Genomic DNA, 18,155 nt, shown 5'->3' with positions numbered 1-18,155 from the left:
CATGGGCACGGGTCGCGGCCCCCGCTGCGGGACGGCGCACGGTCGCACGGCATGCCCGGTGCCGTACCCTTTCGGGGTGCGTCTCGTCGTTGCCCGCTGTTCCGTCGACTACACCGGTCGACTCACCGCCCACCTCCCCGAGGCCCCGCGCCTGCTGATCGTCAAGTCCGACGGCAGTGTGCTGGTGCACTCCGACGGAGGCAGCTACAAGCCCCTGAACTGGATGAGCCCGCCCTGCACCCTGGCGGTCTCGCGCCGCGACGACGACGAGGTCGCCGCCGATCCCGAGAGCGACTGGATCGAGCAGTGGGACGTGGTGCACGAGAAGTCCGGCGACCGCCTGCGGGTGCGCCTGCACGAGGTCTTCGAGGACTCCTCTCACGAGCTCGGCGTGGATCCCGGCCTCCAGAAGGACGGCGTCGAGGCGCATCTGCAGGCGCTGCTGGCCGAGAACATCGAGACCCTCGGCGACGGCTGGTCGCTGGTGCGCCGGGAGTACTTCACCGCCATCGGCCCGGTGGACATCCTCGCCCGCGACGAGAACGGCGGCACCGTCGCGATCGAGATCAAGCGCCGCGGGGAGATCGACGGCGTCGAGCAGCTCACCCGCTACCTCGAGCTGCTCAACCGCGACCCGCTGCTCGCGCCGGTGCGCGGTATCTTCGCCGCCCAGGCGATCAAGCCGCAGGCCAAGGTCCTCGCCGGGGACCGCGGCATCGACTGCGTGACGCTGGACTACGACGCCCTGCGCGGCATCGACGACGCGGAGTCGCGCCTGTTCTGACGCCCCACCGGCCTCGGAGCCGCCACCGCTCCCCCACCTGCCAGGAGACCGCATGAGCACCGCCGCCCCGCGCCCCGTCCCCCTCGCCGCCGACCTCGCCCTGCGCGGCACCGCGGTGCTCGAGGGCGGGCTCGCCCCCGAGGCGCTCGTGCTCGTCGCGGGCGAGGAGATCCTGTGGGCCGGACCCGCCGCCCACGCCCCGGTGCACTCCGCCGCGCGCACCCTCGAGCACGACGGGCTGATCCTGCCCGGCCTCGTGGACCTGCACTGCCACGGCGGCGGCGGCGCCTCCTTCCCCGACGCGGAGGACGCGGAGGAGATGCTGACCGCCGTCCGCGAGCACCGCCGCCACGGCACGACCTCACTCGTCGCCTCGCTCGTCACGGCCGACGCGGACACCCTGCGCCGGCGCGTGGGACAGCTCGCGCTCCTGCACGAGCGGGGGGAGATCGCGGCGATCCACCTCGAGGGCCCGTTCGTCTCCGTCGCCCGCCGCGGCGCACAGAACCGGGAGCACATCGTGGGCGGGGACCCGGAGCTCGTGGCCGAGCTGGCCGGGCTCGCCGGCGGCGCGCTCGCCACCATGACCGTCGCTCCCGAGGCCGACCGGGCCGACGAGGTGCTCGAGGCCCTCGCCGCCGGCGGCGCCGTCCCCTCGCTCGGCCACACCGACGGCTCGAGCGCCGACATGACCCGCGCCGTCGGCCGCGCCGCGGAGGCGCTGCGGCGGCATCAGGGCCGCTCCCCCCTGCCCACCGCCACCCATCTGTTCAACGGGATGCGCCCGATCCACCACCGCGACCCGGGGCCCGCGCTCGCGGCGCTCGACGCCGCGGCGCGCGGCGCGCTGGTCGTGGAGGTCATCGCCGACGGCGTGCACCTGGATGCCCGGACCGTCGCGCACGTCTTCGCGATCGCGGCCGAGGACGGGGTGGCGCTCGTGACCGACGCGATGGCGGCGGCCGGGATGGCCGACGGGCAGTACCGGCTCGGCGCCCTGGACGTCACGGTCGAGGCGGGGGTCGCGACCCTCACCGAGGGAGGGGCGATCGCGGGCGGCACCGCGCACCTGCTGGACGTGGTGCGCTTCGCGGTGACCGAGGCCGGGGTGGATCTGGTGCGGGCCGTCCGGGCCGCGTCCGCGGTGCCGGCTGCGGTGCTCGGGATGCAGGACCGGATCGGGGCGATCGCCACCGGCCGACGGGCCGATGCGGTGCTGGTGGACCGTGGGCTTCGGCCCGTGACGGTGCTGCGTGGGGGCCGCGAGGTCGGCTGAGCGCGTCGGCTGAAAGAAACTGCTGAGGCCCCGTCAGTCGGCGTCGCCGACCACCATGCCGGTCGGCGCGGCCTCGAGCCAGGAGTTCATCGCCGCACCGGATGCGAGGTCCACGATCGCCTGGATCTCCCGGCCCCCGGAGAGCGTGAACTCGAGCAGATAGCTCTCCGCGTCGCCGTCGACGCGCGCCTCGAGCCGTCGCCGGTTCACCTCGAGGATCTCCCCGCGGCGGATGACCACCTCGGGGCGGAGCCGCAGCGAGAAGGCGCGGAACCAGCGCAGCCGGTCCGTGCCGAAGCGCATCAGGCCGTGCTGCCACTTCTCCCCGCCCACGAGTCCGCGACGCTGCAGGGAGCACTCGAAGACGCCCCGGCTGCGGGACATCGCGATCTGCCGGATGATCAGTAGCAGCGCCGCCAGCACGACGACGAGCATCCCGATCCCCAGGAGGAGAATCGGGATGCTCGAGTCGTTCATGGCAGGTGCGGCCGGTCAGAGGCGGGCGTCACCGGAGGCGACAGCCTCCGCGTCGTCCACGCCGATGGTGACCACGTCCGCGTCCACGGAGACGAAGCCGCCGGACACGGTCCTCTCGTCGACGTGTCCGTCCTCGTCGATGATCCGCACCGTGCCGGTGCCGAGGATCGCGAGGGTCGGGACCATCGCGGGCAGGATGCCCATCGAGCCATCGACGGCGGGCACGACGACCTGCGCGGCCTGGCCGGTCCACACGGTCCGGTCCGCGGTCACGAAGGTGACGTCGAGCGAGCTCACTTGCCGAGCTCCTTGTCGATGCGGTGCTGGTTCTCCAGCACCATGTCGATGCCGCCGACGTTGAAGAAGGCCGACTCGGTGATGTGATCGAACTCGCCGTCGCAGATGCCCTTGAAGCCCTCGATGGTGTCCTTGAGCGGGACGTCCGAGCCGTCCACACCGGTGAACTGCTTGGCGAGGTGGGTGTTCTGCGAGAGGAACTGCTGGATGCGTCGCGCCCGCGACACGATGACCTTGTCCTCCTCGGAGAGCTCGTCGACGCCGAGCATCGCGATGATGTCCTGGAGCTCCTTGTTGCGCTGGAGCACCTGCTTCACGCGCACCGCGGTGTCGTAGTGGTCCTGGCCCACGTAGCGCGGGTCGAGGATGCGGGAGGTGGAGGCCAGCGGGTCGATCGCGGGGTACAGACCGCGCGAGGCGATCTCGCGGGAGAGCTCGGTGGTCGCGTCCAGGTGGGCGAAGGTGGTCGCCGGGGCCGGGTCGGTGTAGTCGTCGGCCGGGACGTAGATCGCCTGCATGGAGGTGATCGAGTGACCGCGGGTCGAGGTGATGCGCTCCTGGAGCACACCCATCTCGTCGGCGAGGTTGGGCTGGTAGCCCACTGCGGAGGGCATGCGGCCCAGCAGCGTGGAGACCTCGGAGCCCGCCTGGGTGAAGCGGAAGATGTTGTCGATGAACAGCAGCACGTCCTGGCTCTGCACATCGCGGAAGTACTCCGCCATGGTCAGCGCGGACAGCGCCACGCGCAGACGCGTCCCCGGCGGCTCGTCCATCTGGCCGAAGACCAGCGCGGTCTTGTCGATGACGCCGGACTCGGTCATCTCCTCGATGAGGTCCCAGCCCTCACGGGTGCGCTCGCCCACGCCGGCGAACACGGAGACGCCGTCGTGGTTGTTGGCCACGCGGTAGATCATCTCCTGGATGAGCACCGTCTTGCCCACGCCCGCGCCGCCGAACAGGCCGATCTTGCCGCCCTGCACGTAGGGGGTGAGAAGGTCGATCGACTTGATGCCGGTCTCGAACATGGTGGTCTTCGACTCGAGCTCGTCGAAGTTGGGGGCCTTGCGGTGGATGGGCCAGCGCTCGGTCACCTTCAGCTCGGAGGCAGGCTTGTTCAGCGGGGTGCCGACCACGTCGAACACGGTGCCGAGGGTCGCATCGCCGACGGGCACGGAGATGGCCGCGCCGGTGTCCACGACGTCCTGGCCGCGGACCACGCCGTCGGTGGGCTTCAGCGCGATGGCGCGGACCATGCCGTCGCCGAGGTGCTGGGCGGTCTCGAGGGTCAGGGTCGAGTCCTCCAGGCCCGAGCCCTCGGCCGAGATGTGGATCTGCAGCGCGTTGTAGAGGTCGGGGATGTTCCCCGGGGGGAACTCGATGTCGATGACCGCGCCGGTGACGCGGGCGACGCGGCCGGTGGCGACCGGCGCCGCGGGGGCGGTGTCCTGGCTGTCGATGGTGGTGGTCATGTCCGTTCTCTCCATGTCGGGCCGACGCGCGGGGCGCTCACGGCCAAGTGTCTCAGCGTTCGGTGCGGCCGGATCCCGAGAGCGCGTCGGCGCCGCCGACGATCTCCGTGATCTCCTGGGTGATCTCTGCCTGACGGGCGGAGTTCGCCATCCGCGTGAACTTGCGGATCTGGGTCTCCGCGTTGTCGGTGGCGGTCTTCATGGCGCGCTGCGTGGAGGCGTGCTCCGAGGCCATGGCCTGCAGCAGGATGTTGGTGATGCGCGAGCGGATGTACCGCGGGAGCAGCTCCTCGATGACGGTGTCGGCATCGGGGGCGAACTCGTACAGCGGGTACACCGGGCGGTGCTCCTCGCTCTCGGCCTCGACCAGACCCATCGGCACCATGCGGATGGACTTGGTGTACTGCTGGAAGCGGGACTCGAAGCGGGTGCCGACCACGTACAGCTCGTCCAGGTGCACCGCGGGGTCCTCGCTGAGGAGGTCCTGCGTGACCAGCTTGGCGATCTCGCGGCCCAGCTCCGGAAGCTCGTTCTCCTTGTAGGGGGTCCACGAGTGCTGCGGCGGGCGGTTGCGGAAGCGGTAGTACGAGTCGCCCTTGCGGCCCACCACGTACATCACGGGCTCCTTGCCCTGGTCGCGCAGGGTGTTCGCGAGCTGCTCGGCAGCGCGGATCACGTTGTGCGAGTAGGGGCCGGTCATGCCGCGGTCGGCAGTGATCATGAGGATCCCCGCGCGGCCGGTCTCGTGCCGGTCGGCATCCAGGAACGGATGCCTGATCTCGTCGGAGTGGGACGCGACCGAACCGATCGCGCGCGTGAGCGCCTCGGCATAGGGGGTCGTCGCCGTCACCCGGGCGTGGGCCTTGGCGATGCGCGAGGCCGCGACCATCTCCTTGGCCTTGAAGATCTTCTTCATCCCCTGGGCGGAGCGGATCTTCTGCTTGTAAACCCTCTGCTGGGCTCCCATGTCTCTCCTCGTGAGCGGTGGATGCGTCCGGGGCGGGCGGCCGCCGTCCCCCCGCGGGGGCGGCGGCCGAGCGCATCAGCCGCGGACGATCTGCTCCTGCTCGATCTGGTCGGACGCGAGGCGGCCGCTCTCGTCGTTGCGGGCAGAGCCCTCGCTCTTGCCGGCAAGGAAGTCCTTCTTGACCTGCTCGAGGATGGAGCTGAGCTCCTCCTCGGTGGAGGACTCGAACTTGCCGGAGGTGCGGATGGCCTCGAGCACGCCGCCGTTGTGGCGCAGGTGCTCGAGCAGCTGCCCCTCGAACTCGCGGACGTCCTCCACCTCGATGTCGTCGAACTTGCCGCGGGTGCCGGCCCAGATCGAGACGACCTGCTCCTCCATCGGGAAGGGCGAGTACTGGGACTGCTTGAGCAGCTCCATGAGGCGCGCACCGCGGCTGAGCTGCTGCTTGGAAGCGGCATCCAGGTCCGAGGCGAACATGGCGAAGGCCTCGAGGTCGCGGTACTGGGCGAGGTCGATCTTCAGGGTGCCCGAGACCGACTTCATGGCCTTGGTCTGCGCGGAGCCGCCGACGCGGGAGACCGAGATGCCGACGTCGACCGCCGGGCGCTGGTTCGCGTTGAACAGGTCCGACTGCAGGAAGCACTGGCCGTCGGTGATCGAGATGACGTTGGTCGGGATGTACGCCGAGACGTCGTTCGCCTTGGTCTCGATGATCGGCAGGCCGGTCATCGAGCCACCGCCCATCTCGTCGCTGAGCTTGGCGCAGCGCTCGAGAAGGCGGGAGTGCAGGTAGAACACGTCACCGGGGTACGCCTCGCGGCCCGGCGGGCGGCGCAGCAGCAGCGACACGGCGCGGTAGGCCTCGGCCTGCTTGGAGAGGTCGTCGAAGATGATCAGGACGTGCTTGCCCTCGTACATCCAGTGCTGGCCGATGGCCGAGCCGGTGTAGGGGGCGATGTACTTGAAGCCCGCGGGGTCGGAGGCGGGGGCCGCGACGATGGTGGTGTACTCCATCGCGCCGTTCTCCTCGAGGGTGGCGCGCACGGAGGCGATCGTCGAGCCCTTCTGGCCGACGGCGACGTAGATGCAGCGGACCTGCTTCTCGGGGTCGCCGGTCTCCCAGTTGGCCTTCTGGTTCAGGATGGTGTCGATGCCGATCGCGGTCTTGCCGGTCTGGCGGTCACCGATGATCAGCTGGCGCTGGCCGCGGCCGATCGGGGTCATCGCGTCGATGGCCTTCAGACCGGTCTGCATCGGCTCCTTGACGGCCTTGCGCTGCATGACCGTGGGGGCCTGGAGCTCGAGGGCGCGGCGGCCGACGGTGGCGATCTCGCCGAGGCCGTCGATCGGGTTGCCGACCGGGTCGACCACGCGGCCGAGGTAGCCGTCGCCGACCGGGACGGAGAGCACCTGGCCGGTGCGGCGGACCTGCTGGCCCTCCTCGATGCCGGCGAACTCGCCGAGCACGACCACGCCGATCTCGCGCAGCTCGAGGTTCAGGGCGAGGCCGAGGGTGCCGTCCTCGAAGCGGACGAGCTCGTTGGCCATGACGTTGGGCAGGCCCTCGACGCGAGCGATGCCGTCGGCGGCCTCGCTGACGCGGCCGACCTCCTCGCGCTCCGTGGCGCCTGCCTGGTAGGTGGACACCGCGGTGTCCAGGGCGTTCCGGATCTCCTCCGGGCTGATCGTGAGCTCAGCCATCTGCTGCTTCGCTTCCTCTCGGTCTCCCCGTGCGGGGATGGTCTGGTGGGTGCTGGGGACGCCGGGGCGTCGAGGGCTGGGTCAGGCCACGAGCTTCGCCCGGGCTCGCGAGAGCCGGGCCAGCACGGTGGCGTCGTAGAGGTCGTCGCCGACCTGGATCCGGAGACCGCCCACGACATCCGGGTCGACCTGGAGGTTCAGCTGGACCTCCCGGCCGTAGATGCCGGCCAGGATCGCCGAGAGGCGGGCCTGCTGCGACTCGTTCAGCGGGACGGCGCTGGCGACCTCGGCGAAGGCCCGCCGACGTCGCTCGGAGGCGAAGCGCGCGAACTCCTCGACCCGGCGGGCGGGCTTGATGTCGCTGCGACGCCCGACGGCGCGGGCGGCGAGCGCCACGGTGAGGCGGTGCACGCGCCCGTCCAGCAGCCTGCGCAGCAGAGCTGCGCGCTGCGAGGGGTTCTCCCGTGCGTCGTCGAGGGCGGCGGTGAGCTCACCGCTGCCGTCGATCAGGCGGGAGACCTCGAAGAGCTCCCCCTCGACCTGCTCCAGCACGCCCTCGGAACCGGCGAGGTCCAGCAGCGCCGCGACGCCCAGCAGCTCGAGGGCGTCCAGGACGTCCTCCTGCTGGGACCAGCGGCGGCGCACGACCTCGAGAGTGCTGCCGAGGGTCTGCGGGCTCACGCGGTCGCCGAACAGCGAGCGCACCGCCGCCTCCTTGACCTCGGCGGGGCGGCCGGGATCGGAGAGGGTGCGGACGAGCTGGTTGCTGGAATCGATGGCATCGGCCACCGAGAACAGCTCCTCGGCGCCGGGCTCCAGCGCGCCGCGGTCCGCCTGGGAGGCGGACTCGGCCTGCCGGAGCACCTCACCGAATGAGGTGGAGGAGGTTCCTCGCATCACGGGTCCTTATCGGGTGGAGGTCTGGCTCGACTCGAGGTCGTCCAGGAACCGGTCGATCACACGGCGGGAGCGCTCGTCGTCGGTCAGGGACTCGCCGACGATCTTCGAGGCCAGATCGCTCGCGAGCGTTCCGACCTCACCGCGCAGCTCGGTCGAGGCGGCGATCCGCTCCGCGCTCAGCTGCTGGCGGCCGGCGGCGAGCACGCGCTCGGACTCGGCCTCGGCCCGGGTACGGGCCTCGTCGATGATCTTCTGACCGTCGTTGCGGGCCTTCTCGCGGATGGACGCCGCCTCCTGGCGGGCCGCCGCGAGCTCCTGCTCCTGGTCGTTCTTCAGCTGGTCGGCCTGCTCCTGGACCTTCTCCGCGTTGCGGATGCCGCCCTCGATCTTCTCGCTGCGCTCGTCGAGCACGGCATTCATGCGCGGGAGCACGTACTTCATGAAGACGCCTGCGAAGATCAGCAGGAAGATGGCCGACCAGATGATCTCCTCGGGGAGCGGTATGAGCAGCCGCCAGCCCGGGACGCTGTCTGCTTCTGCCAGAATCATGGATTCTGCCTCAGAAGATCAGACCGGTGACGATCGCCAGCAGCGCGAGGATCTCGGTGAACGCGACACCGATCAGCATGGTGGTCTGCAGCTGCGAGCGCATCTCGGGCTGACGGGCCTGAGCCTCGGCGGTCTTGCCGACCAGGATGCCGAGGCCGATGCCCGGGCCGATCGCGGCGAGGCCGTAACCGAGGGTCGCGATGTTTCCGGTCACCTCGGCGAGGATCGTGGGCTCCATGGGTGTTTCCTTTCGTTGTGCCGCATCAGGGCGACGATCAGGTCAGGGTCGGGATGGTTCAGGGACCGCACGGCGTGGCCCGGGAGCCGCCGCCGCGGGGGACTCAGTGCTCGTCGGAGGTGGCGAGCTGGATGTAGACGGCGGTGAGCATCGTGAAGATGAACGCCTGCAGGGCGGCCACGAAGATCTCGAAGCCGTAGATGCCGATGGCCATGACGCCTGCGAAAGGGGCGATGAGACCCGCGGGATTGAGGTCGAGGGCCATGAGAAGCAGTCCGTGGGTCATGCCGATGAACACGACGATCATCATGTGGCCGGCAACCATGTTCGCGAGGAGTCGGATGGTCAGCGAGGCCCAGCGGATCACGACGACCTGAAGCAGCTCGATCGGGATCAGCAGGATGTAGATCGGCCACGGGATGCCAGGAGGCATGGTCTCGGCCTTGAGATACCCCAGGAAGCCGTGCTTCTTGATGCCGGCGCCGACGTAGGTGACGAAGGTCCACAGCGCCAACAGCAGGGGCAGGCCGATGACGGAGGTGCCGGCGAGGTTGAGTCCCGGTATCACGCCTGCGAGGTTCATCGCGAGGATGAAGATGAACATCGTGGTCAGCATCGGGGCGAAGCGCGCGCCGTCCTTGAGGCCCAGCGTGTTCGCGATGATGTTGTTCTTGACGAAGTCGATGAGGATCTCGACGACGCTCTGCACTCGACCGGGGACGAGCTTCGCCCGGGAGGCGACGATGCACATGAACACGAGGACGGCGAAGAGGATGATGAGCCGGACCAGCTGCACGCGGTTGAACTCGAGGATCGTGCCTTCGAGGAAGATCGCGTCGGGGAAGAATTCCCCCAGCGTGGGGATGTGGAAGAACGAGTCATCCTCTGCGTACAGTGCCGGACTGAGGTCTGCGGTGTTCAGCTCGATCTCCCAGGTGCGTGCGACCGTCGGTGACGGCCTGGATGGTCATGCCAGATCGATCCCACCCCCGGTGCGGCCACCGTGCGTACGGCGATGGACGACGCCATGGCGTTCCCGGGTGGTCGATCAGCGCTGCCTGTGGCCACGGTTATAGCCCGTGATCTGCGGTCGAGCGCCTTGGGAAGCATAACAGAGACTCAGTCGCCCGCCGGGTCTCGGACGTCCTCTTCCGCGTCCTCAAAGGCCTCCACGTCCAGCGGTCGGCGCACTCGGGCGAGCAACACGCCCTCGACGAGAACGGCGGAGACCGCGCCGACCAGCAGTGCGAGGCCGATCCAGCGGGTGGAGACGCTCGCGAGGTCTCCGACGGCGACCAGGACGAGGATCACAATCAGCATCTTCCCGGCCCAGCTGCCGAGCACCGTCGCGGCCATCGACACCGGGGTCAGCCGGTTCCCGAGGAAGGTGATGATGACCGTGGGCAGCACGATCACGAGCGTCAGCGCCGTGCCGATGAGGGCGCCCAGGAGCGCGGGCGAGTCGTCGCGGGTGGCGGCGACGATGATCAGCACGGCATCGAGCACGACGCCGACGGCGAGGGCGATCAGGCTCACCCGCTGCATCGCGGCGTCGCTCGCGGCGCGTCGGGGTCGACGGGCCGGCGTCGGGGCGGTCTCAGGGCGAGAGGACATCAGGATCCTTCCGGTGGCGGGCGGAGCGCCACCTCAGCGGGTCGAAGGTCATCAGGACGGCGAGCAGCAGCCCGCACACCCAGAAGAGGACCACGGTGCGGGTGGGGAGCACGAGGGGCAGCAGCAGCCCGATGCAGACCACGACCGTCCAGGTGTACATGATCAGCACGGCGGTGCGCTTGGAGTGGCCGAGGGAGAGCAGCCGGTGGTGGAGATGGGACTTGTCCGCATGGAAGGGAGAGCGGCCCGAGCCGATGCGCCGCACCACCGCGAGGGCGAAGTCGAGGAAGGGGATCACCATCACGCCGATCGGCAGCAGGATCGGCAGGAACTGGCCGAAGATGTCGGCACCGGAGAGGCGTGCGGGGTCGACCTGTCCGGTCACGGCGATGGTGCTCGCGGCCAGCAGCAGGCCCAGGAGCATCGAGCCGGAGTCGCCCATGAAGATCCGGGCGCGGTAGAGGTTGTGGGGAAGGAAGCCGACGCAGGCGCCGATCATCGCGGCGGTGAGCAGCGCGGCGAGGGAGGAGTAGTCGGTCGCGGAGGCGCCGCGGGTGAGGATGTAGGCGTAGAGGAAGAAGGCCGTCCCGCCGATGGCCATCACCCCGGCGGCGAGCCCGTCGAGCCCGTCCACGAAGTTCACGGCGTTCATGCACACCACCACGACCAGCACCGTGAGGATCAGCGAGGAGTGCCCGGACAGGACCGTCACCCCGTTGATCGGCAGGGTCACCAGGCTCACGCCCTGCCAGGCCAGCAGCAGCGCCGCGAGCACCTGGCCGGCGAGCTTGGTGACCCAGTCCAGGTCCCAGCGGTCGTCCGCGGCGCCGAGCGCGCACACCAGCGCCGCGGCGGCGAGGATCGCCCAGGGCTGGCGGGAGTCGCGGAACAGCCCCTCGAGGAAGGGGATGTTGCTGGCGATGAACATCGCGCAGGCGACGCCCGCGAACATCGCCACTCCCCCGAGCCGCGGCGTCACGGCGTCGTGGACGTCCCGGTCCCGCACCGCTGTCATCGCACCGGCGCGCCTGGCCAGCAGCCGCACCGCGGGCGTGGTCAGGTAGGCGACCGCCGCGGAGAGCAGCAGCAGGAACAGGTAGACCCTCACCCGGTCGTGCGCCCCGAGCGGGCGGAGTCCCCGTCCTGGGAGGAGTCCGCGGTGCCGGTCGCCGCGGCGTCCGGGACGTCCGCCGCAGGGGCGTCGCCGATCGCGCTGAGCGGGGTCTCGGCGGGAACCGGCTCCGCGCCGGCGGCCGCGTGGTCGGGCTCGGAGGGCAGATCGAGGACGGAGACCGCAGGGGTCTCGGAGGAGTCGGCCGCCTCGGTCGCCCCGGTCGCCTCGGCTGCCTGGGCGGTCCCGGCCGACGGGGCCTCCGCGCCGCTCGCGGCGTCGGCCGCGTCGGCGGCCGCGGCGTCGGTCGCGTCGGCGGCCGACGGGGCGTTCTCGGCCGCGGCGTCGGCGCCGTCGGCCCCGGCACCTTCCGTCGCCTCGGTGCCGTCCCCCGCAGCGTCATGCTCCGCCGCGTCGTCCTTCGCGTCGTCCCCCTCCGACGCGGCCGGAGCCGGGGCGGTGAAGATGTCGCCGACCACCTCGATGATCCGCTCCTTGGTGATCTCACCCTCGCGGACGATCACGGCAGGGGTCACCGTGGTGTCGAGGATGGTCGAGCTGGAGCCGAGGCGGGCCACTCCCCCGTCGAGATAGACCTCGACGGAGTCGCCGAGCTGGGTGGCGGCGTCCAGGACGGTCAGCGCCGCGGACTTGCCGTGGCGATTCGCACTGGAGACGGCCAGCGGGCCGGTGCGGCGCAGCAGCTCGAGGGCGGTCTCGTCGTCCGGCATGCGCAGGGCGACGGTGCCGCGGGTCTCCCCCAGGTCCCAGGTCAGGGACGGCTGGGCGGTGAGGATGAGGGTGAGCGCGCCGGGCCACAGCTCCTCGACGAGGTCCTCGACGTAGTCGGGGATGTCGGTGGCCAGGGCGTGGAGGACGGCGTGGGCGCCGATCAGCACGGGCGGCGGGGTGTCGCGGCCGCGGCCCTTGGCGTCCAGCAGGTCCTGGACGGCGTCCGGGGTGAACGCGTCCGCCCCGATGCCGTAGACGGTGTCCGTCGGCAGGACGATCAGCTGACCCGCGCGGACGGCGTCGACGGCGGCGGCGAGGGCGTCCTCGCGGGTGTCTGGGTTCTGGGTGTCGTGCACGCTCACCGTGACAGTCTCCCACGTCCAGCCTGAGCCCCCGCGGCGGCACGGCGGGCGAGCAGGAATCTGTCACGGCCGGTGAGGTCGCGGGCGGTGGCGACGTCCTCGAAGCCGCCGTGCGCCTGGACGAGCTCGCGCGCGGCGGGGCCCTGCACGTCGGCGTGCTCCATGACGAGCATCCCGCCCGGGCGCAGCAGGCGCCCGGCCCAGTCGATGACCGCGCGCGGCACCTCGAGACCGTCCTCGCCGCCGCCGAACAGGGCGCGGTGAGGGTCGTGCGCGGCGACCTCGGGATCCTGAGGGACGGCGCCGGCGGGGATGTAGGGAGGGTTGGAGAGCACGGCGTCCACGGGCGCTGCCGCGTCCAGCTCCGGGATCTCGCCGAGGAGATCGGCGCGCAGCACCCGCCCGCGGCCGGGACCGGCGGCCTCGAGGTTCTCGGCGGTGAGCTCCGCGGCGCTCTCCTCGATCTCGACGGAGAGCACGCGGCTGCCGGGGAGCTCGTCGAGGACCGAGGCGCCGAGCGCTCCGGAGCCGGCGCACAGGTCCACGATCTCGGCGAGCGGTCCGCGGGTGTGCTCGCGCAGGAGGTCCAAGGCGAGCTCGGTCTCCGGGCGCGGGATGAACACACCCGGTCGCACCGCGAGCTCGAGGCGGCGGAAGGGGGCGCGGCCGAGGATCAGCTGCAGCGGCTCGCGGCGCTCGCGCCGGGCGGTCGAGGCCTCCAGCCTGTCCTCGAAGTCCTCGGGCAGGGCGTCGAGCAGGAGCAGATGACGGTCCGTGTCCGCGGCATGGGCGAGCAGGGCGCGCGCGTCGACGCTCGGCGAGGGGACCCCCGCGGCACCCAGCCGCTCGGTGGTGGTGGCGAGCGCGGTGCGCAGGCGGGTGCGCACGTCGCTCATGCACGGCCCCCGTCGGCCGCGCCGGAACCGCCGGCCGCGCCGGATCCGTCGGCCGCGCCCGGCCCGTCGGCCGCACCCGGTCCCTCGACACCGGAGCCGGCCGCGGCGAGGCGCGCCTCGCGCTCGGCGCTCCGGGAGGAGCCGATGAGGTCCTCGAGGTCGCCGGCGAGGACCTGGGCGAGGTTGTTCGCCTTGTACCCGGTGCGGTGGTCGGCGACCCGCGACTCGGGGAAGTTGTAGGTGCGGATCCGCTCGGAGCGGTCCACGGTGCGCACCTGGGAGCGGCGCGCGGCGGAGGACTGCGCCTCCTGCTCGGCGCGGCGCGCGTCCAGCAGCCGCGTGCGCAGGATGCGCAGGGCCTGCTCACGGTTCTGCAGCTGGCTCTTCTGGTCCTGGCAGGAGACGACCAGGCCCGTGGGCAGGTGCGTGATGCGCACGGCGGAGTCGGTGGTGTTCACGCTCTGCCCGCCGGGGCCGCTCGAGCGGAACACGTCGATGCGCAGGTTCGCGGGCGCCATGGCCTCGGCGAGCAGCTCGGACTCGTCGGCCTCGTCGGCCTCCGGGAGGACGAGCACGCCGACGGCGGAGGTGTGGATGCGGCCCTGGGACTCGGTGACCGGGACGCGCTGGACGCGGTGCACCCCCGCCTCGTGCTTGAGGTGGGCGTAGACGCCCTCCCCCGGGCCGCCCGCGTCGCGGGCAGCGATCGCGACGGTGACGTCCTTCAGCCCGCCCAGCTCGGTGGGTGAGGAGGTGAGGACCTCGGTGCGCCAGCCCTTCGTGTCCGCGAAGGCGCGGTACATGCGCAGCAGCTCGGCGGCGAACAGCGCGGACTCCTCGCCGCCGGCGCCGGCCTTGATCTCGAGGATCACGTCGCGGGCGTCGTCGGGGTCGCGCGGGGCGAGGAGATCCTCGAGGTGCGCGCGCTCCTCGGCGAGGCGGGCGGTGAGCTGCTCGGCCTCCGCGGCGAGCTCCTCGTCCCCCTCGCCGAGCGCGGCGAGCTCCTCGGCGGTCTCGAGGTCGGCGGCGGTCGAGGCGACCGCGTCGGCCGCGGAGAGGATCCCCTCGAGCTCGGCGTAGCGACGGCCGACGCGGCGGGCGCGGGCGGGGTCGTCGTGGAGGGCCGGATCGGCCAACGACTCCTGGAGGCGGGCGTGCTCCGCCCGCAGCGGGGCCAGGCGGTCCCTCGCGTCCTGCTCGCTCATCCGTGCTCCTCCGCCCTCGCCGGGCTCCTCATGCGACGACGCCGGTGCACGCCCAGGGGGCGCGCACCGGCGTCGGAGACGGTCACTGCTGCCTTCGGCAGGTCAGGCTCTGCCTTCTGCCTGATCTCCTACTGCTCGTGCCTCGCAGTACGTCGATCAGGCGTTCTTCTTGCCGTAGCGGGCCTGGAAGCGGGCGACGCGACCGCCGGTGTCCAGGATCTTCTGCTTGCCGGTGTAGAAGGGGTGGCACTCGGAGCAGACCTCGGTGCTGATGACACCGTCGGTCTTCGTGCTGCGGGTGGTGAACGAGTTGCCGCAGGTGCAGGTCACCTGGGTCTCGACGTATGCGGGGTGGATGTCAGCCTTCATGTCTCTCCTTGCTCGGGGGTCGCTGGGTCGGTGCCCGACGGGCGCCGTGAACCAGAACCGACGTCCCAGTCTGCCATGACCGGACGGTCCGGGGCGAGGCCTCGGAATGCGGCGTGTGCAACATCGCGCCGACAGCACGCGCCCCCGCCCTCATCCGCTCCCCGCCCTCACGTGGACTCGCGCACCTCGAGGCGGTACGGGACGGTGCGATGCGCGTCCTCGCCGCGCAGCGGCACCCGCCCCGCGAGCATCCCGGCGACGAGGTCGACGGTCACCGCCGCGACCTCGTCGATGTCGATCGCGAGCGTCGTCAGCTCGGGGCTGACGAGGGTGGAGATCTCCAGCCCGTCCACTCCGGTGACGCGTACGTCCCCCGGGACGGCGACGCCGTCGCGGCGCAGTGCGCGCAGCAGACGCACCGCGAGCTCGTCGTTGAAGGCGACGAGGGTGTCGGCGCCCTCGGCGAGGATCGCGCGCAGCGCCTCGGGGTGGCCGGTGCGGGCATCGACGACGCGGACGGGCACCTGCCCGTCCTCGACCAGCCCGTCGAGGGCGGCGACGAGCGCCCTCGTGCGCCCGGCGGACTCGTCGGTCCCCAGGTCCAGCACGACCGGCCGGCGTGCCCCGCGCTCACGGAGGTGGGCGGCGAGGTCCGTCATCGCCTGCTCACGAGGAAGCTCCACCACCCCCACATCCGGTACGTGCTCAGCGGTGCCGTCGAGCTGGACGACCGGCATGCCGCCGCCGCGGATCCCGGCGGTCGCAACCCCGTAGCCGACCAGTGCGTCCACGCGCCGGGAGAGGTCCGCGGCGGCCTTCTCGGGATGGGCAGAGTCCTCACCCTCGGCGAGGACCACGTTCCAGCCGTGGGGGGCGCAGGCACGCACCACCGCGGCGCCGAGCTCGGCGAAGTAGTGGTTCGCGAGAGTGCCGACGACGAGCCCGAGGGTCGTCGGCCCCTGCTCCACCAGCCCCCGGCCGAAGCGGGAGGGGCGGTAGTTCAGCTCCTCGGCCGCCGCCATCACCCGGTCGCGGGTCTCGTCGCTGATGCCGGGCATGTCGTTCATCGCCCGGGACACTGTCTGGCGGGACACCCCGGCGCGGGCAGCGACGTCGATGATCGTCGCGCGCCGCCCCGGGCGGCTCATCGGGACTCCGCCCGCAGGTCCAGCCAGTCCAGCTCCTCGGGGGTCAGCTCCACGCCGAGACCGAGCATCGAGGAGCGCATCTCGTCGATCGAGCGCGGCCCGAACAGCGGGAACGTCGGGAAGCTCTGGTGCAGCACGAAGGCCAGCGCGATCGCGGTGGCGGGGACACCGCGCTCGGCACCGAACTGCTCGGCCCGGGCCAGGCGCTCGAAGTTCGCGTCGCTGTAGTAGCAGCGCACGAGCTCTGCGTCGGAGCGGTCCTCGGGGCGGGCGCGGCCGGTGAAGAAGCCTCTCGCCTGGGAGGACCAGGGCAGCAGGGCGATGTCGCGGCGGGCGAGCCAGTCCTTGGAGGCCTGGTCGGTGGCGTGGACGCAGCCCTCCCACGGCACGTCCAGCGCCTCGGCGAGCCCGAAGTGGTTCGACAGGATCGTGAAGCCGGTGCGCCCGTTCGCCTCGGCGTAGGCATTGGCCTCGTCCACGCGCGCGGGAGTCCAGTTCGAGCCGCCGTAGGCGCGGATCCGACCGGCGCGCAGGTGCTCGTCCAGCACGTCCACGAACTCTCCCACCGGGACCTCGAGGTTGTCGCGATGCATCATGTACAGGTCCGCATACTCGGTGCCCTGCCGCTCGAGGGACTCCTCGAGCTGACGGCTCAGCGACTCGGGGTCGCAGTGCGGGGTGTGGGCGCCCTTGGTGATCACGACGACCTGGGCGCGCACGCCGCGGTTGCGGACCCACTGCCCGAACAGCCGCTCCATGAGTCCGCCGCCGTAGAGCCAGGCGGTGTCGAAGGCGGTGCCGCCGGCCTCGACGAAGGCGTCGAACATCGCGGTGGCGTGGGCGAGGTCGAGCTGGTTGTCGCAGCCCATCACGAGGCGGGAGATGGGCTTGTCGACGCCGGGCACGGTGCCGTAGGTCATCGCGGGTCCCGTCTGCACGGAGCCGGGGGCGAGGGGACGGCCGGTGAGGGTGGGGATGTCGGCGTCGTCGCGCTCGAAGGGGTAGCGCAGGTCGAGCTGGGCGCGCCAGGCGTCCAGGGCGCGGGCCTGGCCGAGGGAGTTCTCGGCGGTGAGCTCGGGGACGATGCCGTCGCCGCGGGCGGCGCGGGCGAGCGCATCGGCCTCCAGCGCGTAGGCGGAGGCGCGGGGCACCTCGATCCGGCGGGGCTCCTCCCCCACGAGGTCCAGCTCGATGACCTGCTCCTCCCCGAGACCCCACGGGTCGGACAGCCGCAGCACGCCCTTCGAGCCCGTGATCGTCGCGGACTGCGGGTCCGCGAGGCGCACGCCGGTGCGCAGGCTCGCGGTGATCCCGCCGGGCAGGGTGACCTGGGCGCTCGCCCACTCGTCCACCCCCGTCGGCCCGAGCGTCCCGCGGCCGACGAGCGCGGTCGGGTCGGCGAAGGACCGGCCCTGGGCGACGCCGGCGACGAAGCGGGCGAGCGAGAGCGGGTAGCAGCCGACGTCGAGGATGCCGCCGCCGGCGGTGGCCGGGTCGAACAGGCGCCCCTCGCGCGCGCCGGTGTCGAAGGAGAAGGAGGCGTCCACGTGCGCGATCTCGCCGAGGGTGCCGTCGGCCACGAGCTCGAGGACGCGGACGGTCTGCGGGTGGAAGCGGTACATGTACGCCTCGAGCAGCACGCGGCCGCTGCGACGCGCAAGGTCCAGCAGCGCCATTGTGGTCCCGGCGTTCGGGGTCAGCGGCTTCTCGACCAGCACGTGCTTGCCGGCCTCGAGGGCGGCGGCGGCGAGGGCGGCGTGGCCGGTGTGGACGGTGGAGACGTAGACGGCGTCGACGTCGGCCGAGGCGAGGACCTCCTCATAGGTGCCGACGAGCGCGGGCTCCGCGAGCGGGAACTCGTCGGCGAACGCCCGGGCGCGCTCGGGTGAGCTGCTGCCCACGGCGACGAGCACGCCGTCCTGCGAGTCGGGCAGCTGCGAGGCGAAGCGGCGGGCGATCGAGCCGGGGCCGAGGACGGCCCAGCGGAACGGAGAGGGGGAGGTGCTCATGGGCGGTCCTTCGTCGGAGTCGGCCGTGCTCGGGAGACGGTGCTCGGGAGA

19 protein-coding genes are annotated in these 18,155 nt (G+C 71.7%); 2 read left to right on the top strand and 17 right to left on the bottom strand.

The annotated features are described in order from the left end of the window. Positions 1 to 76: 76 nt before the first annotated feature. Together nucS and HNR70_RS04705 are read left to right on the top strand one after the other, a co-directional pair. The gene (nucS, locus tag HNR70_RS04710; protein WP_184324633.1) at positions 77 to 784 is read left to right on the top strand and encodes an endonuclease NucS; all 708 of its coding nucleotides are present in this window, start codon (positions 77 to 79) and stop codon (positions 782 to 784) included. 52 nt (positions 785 to 836) lie between these two features. Further along, complete coding sequence (locus HNR70_RS04705; protein WP_184324632.1) at positions 837 to 2,060, top strand: N-acetylglucosamine-6-phosphate deacetylase; 1,224 nt, start codon at positions 837 to 839, stop codon at positions 2,058 to 2,060. Between the two features lie 33 nt (positions 2,061 to 2,093). Here the strand turns inward: HNR70_RS04705 and HNR70_RS04700 are convergent, their stop codons facing one another. The 17 genes from HNR70_RS04700 to HNR70_RS04620 all read right to left on the bottom strand — a co-directional run bounded on the left by HNR70_RS04700 (position 2,094) and on the right by HNR70_RS04620 (position 18,104). After that, entirely contained in the window at positions 2,094 to 2,537 is a 444-nt protein-coding gene (locus HNR70_RS04700) for a DUF2550 domain-containing protein (protein WP_184324631.1), read from the bottom strand. Between the two features lie 15 nt (positions 2,538 to 2,552). Next, on the bottom strand, positions 2,553 to 2,834 hold the full coding sequence (locus HNR70_RS04695) for a F0F1 ATP synthase subunit epsilon (RefSeq protein ID WP_184324630.1): 282 nt from the start codon (positions 2,832 to 2,834) through the stop codon (positions 2,553 to 2,555). Next, positions 2,831 to 4,303, bottom strand: coding sequence for a F0F1 ATP synthase subunit beta (gene atpD / locus HNR70_RS04690; RefSeq protein WP_184324629.1), 1,473 nt, complete (start codon positions 4,301 to 4,303; stop codon positions 2,831 to 2,833). Before atpD ends, HNR70_RS04695 begins: the two co-directional genes overlap by 4 nt. Positions 4,304 to 4,355: 52 nt before the next feature. Beyond that, positions 4,356 to 5,270 (bottom strand): F0F1 ATP synthase subunit gamma, encoded by a 915-nt coding sequence (locus HNR70_RS04685; RefSeq protein ID WP_184324628.1) that lies wholly within the window; start codon positions 5,268 to 5,270, stop codon positions 4,356 to 4,358. Between the two features lie 75 nt (positions 5,271 to 5,345). Next, positions 5,346 to 6,971 (bottom strand): F0F1 ATP synthase subunit alpha, encoded by a 1,626-nt coding sequence (gene atpA, locus HNR70_RS04680; RefSeq protein ID WP_184324627.1) that lies wholly within the window; start codon positions 6,969 to 6,971, stop codon positions 5,346 to 5,348. Positions 6,972 to 7,052: 81 nt separating this feature from the next. Next, positions 7,053 to 7,868, bottom strand: a complete 816-nt coding sequence (locus HNR70_RS04675) for a F0F1 ATP synthase subunit delta (protein ID WP_184324626.1) — start codon at positions 7,866 to 7,868, stop codon at positions 7,053 to 7,055. Between the two features lie 9 nt (positions 7,869 to 7,877). Further along, on the bottom strand, positions 7,878 to 8,420 hold the full coding sequence (locus tag HNR70_RS04670) for a F0F1 ATP synthase subunit B (protein WP_184324625.1): 543 nt from the start codon (positions 8,418 to 8,420) through the stop codon (positions 7,878 to 7,880). A gap of 10 nt (positions 8,421 to 8,430) precedes the next feature. Next, positions 8,431 to 8,658, bottom strand: a complete 228-nt coding sequence (gene atpE / locus HNR70_RS04665; protein ID WP_184324624.1) for an ATP synthase F0 subunit C — start codon at positions 8,656 to 8,658, stop codon at positions 8,431 to 8,433. Positions 8,659 to 8,761: 103 nt separating this feature from the next. Continuing rightward, positions 8,762 to 9,454 carry a F0F1 ATP synthase subunit A gene (atpB, locus tag HNR70_RS04660; protein ID WP_376768815.1) on the bottom strand — a complete coding sequence of 231 codons (693 nt, stop codon included), beginning with the start codon at positions 9,452 to 9,454 and terminating at the stop codon, positions 8,762 to 8,764. A gap of 323 nt (positions 9,455 to 9,777) precedes the next feature. After that, positions 9,778 to 10,272 carry a Cg1360 family ATP-synthase-associated protein gene (locus tag HNR70_RS04655; RefSeq protein ID WP_184324623.1) on the bottom strand — a complete coding sequence of 165 codons (495 nt, stop codon included), beginning with the start codon at positions 10,270 to 10,272 and terminating at the stop codon, positions 9,778 to 9,780. Beyond that, positions 10,256 to 11,380, bottom strand: a complete 1,125-nt coding sequence (locus HNR70_RS04650; RefSeq protein WP_184324622.1) for a glycosyltransferase family 4 protein — start codon at positions 11,378 to 11,380, stop codon at positions 10,256 to 10,258. The genes HNR70_RS04655 and HNR70_RS04650 overlap by 17 nt, the downstream gene beginning before the upstream one ends. Continuing rightward, positions 11,377 to 12,477, bottom strand: a complete 1,101-nt coding sequence (locus tag HNR70_RS04645) for an L-threonylcarbamoyladenylate synthase (RefSeq protein WP_184324621.1) — start codon at positions 12,475 to 12,477, stop codon at positions 11,377 to 11,379. The genes HNR70_RS04650 and HNR70_RS04645 overlap by 4 nt, the downstream gene beginning before the upstream one ends. Continuing rightward, a complete protein-coding gene (prmC, locus tag HNR70_RS04640; protein WP_184324620.1) occupies positions 12,474 to 13,373 on the bottom strand; it encodes a peptide chain release factor N(5)-glutamine methyltransferase in 900 nt (299 codons plus the stop codon). Before prmC ends, HNR70_RS04645 begins: the two co-directional genes overlap by 4 nt. Then, complete coding sequence (gene prfA, locus HNR70_RS04635) at positions 13,370 to 14,578, bottom strand: peptide chain release factor 1 (RefSeq protein WP_184324619.1); 1,209 nt, start codon at positions 14,576 to 14,578, stop codon at positions 13,370 to 13,372. Before prfA ends, prmC begins: the two co-directional genes overlap by 4 nt. Positions 14,579 to 14,734: 156 nt before the next feature. Continuing rightward, positions 14,735 to 14,947 (bottom strand): 50S ribosomal protein L31, encoded by a 213-nt coding sequence (gene rpmE / locus HNR70_RS04630; RefSeq protein ID WP_184324618.1) that lies wholly within the window; start codon positions 14,945 to 14,947, stop codon positions 14,735 to 14,737. Between the two features lie 167 nt (positions 14,948 to 15,114). After that, positions 15,115 to 16,095 carry a LacI family DNA-binding transcriptional regulator gene (locus HNR70_RS04625; RefSeq protein WP_184324617.1) on the bottom strand — a complete coding sequence of 327 codons (981 nt, stop codon included), beginning with the start codon at positions 16,093 to 16,095 and terminating at the stop codon, positions 15,115 to 15,117. Continuing rightward, positions 16,092 to 18,104, bottom strand: coding sequence for an aldo/keto reductase (locus HNR70_RS04620; RefSeq protein ID WP_184324616.1), 2,013 nt, complete (start codon positions 18,102 to 18,104; stop codon positions 16,092 to 16,094). Before HNR70_RS04620 ends, HNR70_RS04625 begins: the two co-directional genes overlap by 4 nt. Positions 18,105 to 18,155: the final 51 nt, after the last annotated feature.

It is taken from the genome of Brachybacterium aquaticum (assembly GCF_014204755.1).
Classification (GTDB): domain Bacteria; phylum Actinomycetota; class Actinomycetes; order Actinomycetales; family Dermabacteraceae; genus Brachybacterium; species Brachybacterium aquaticum.
This window is presented reverse-complemented; position numbering and strand designations above follow the sequence as displayed.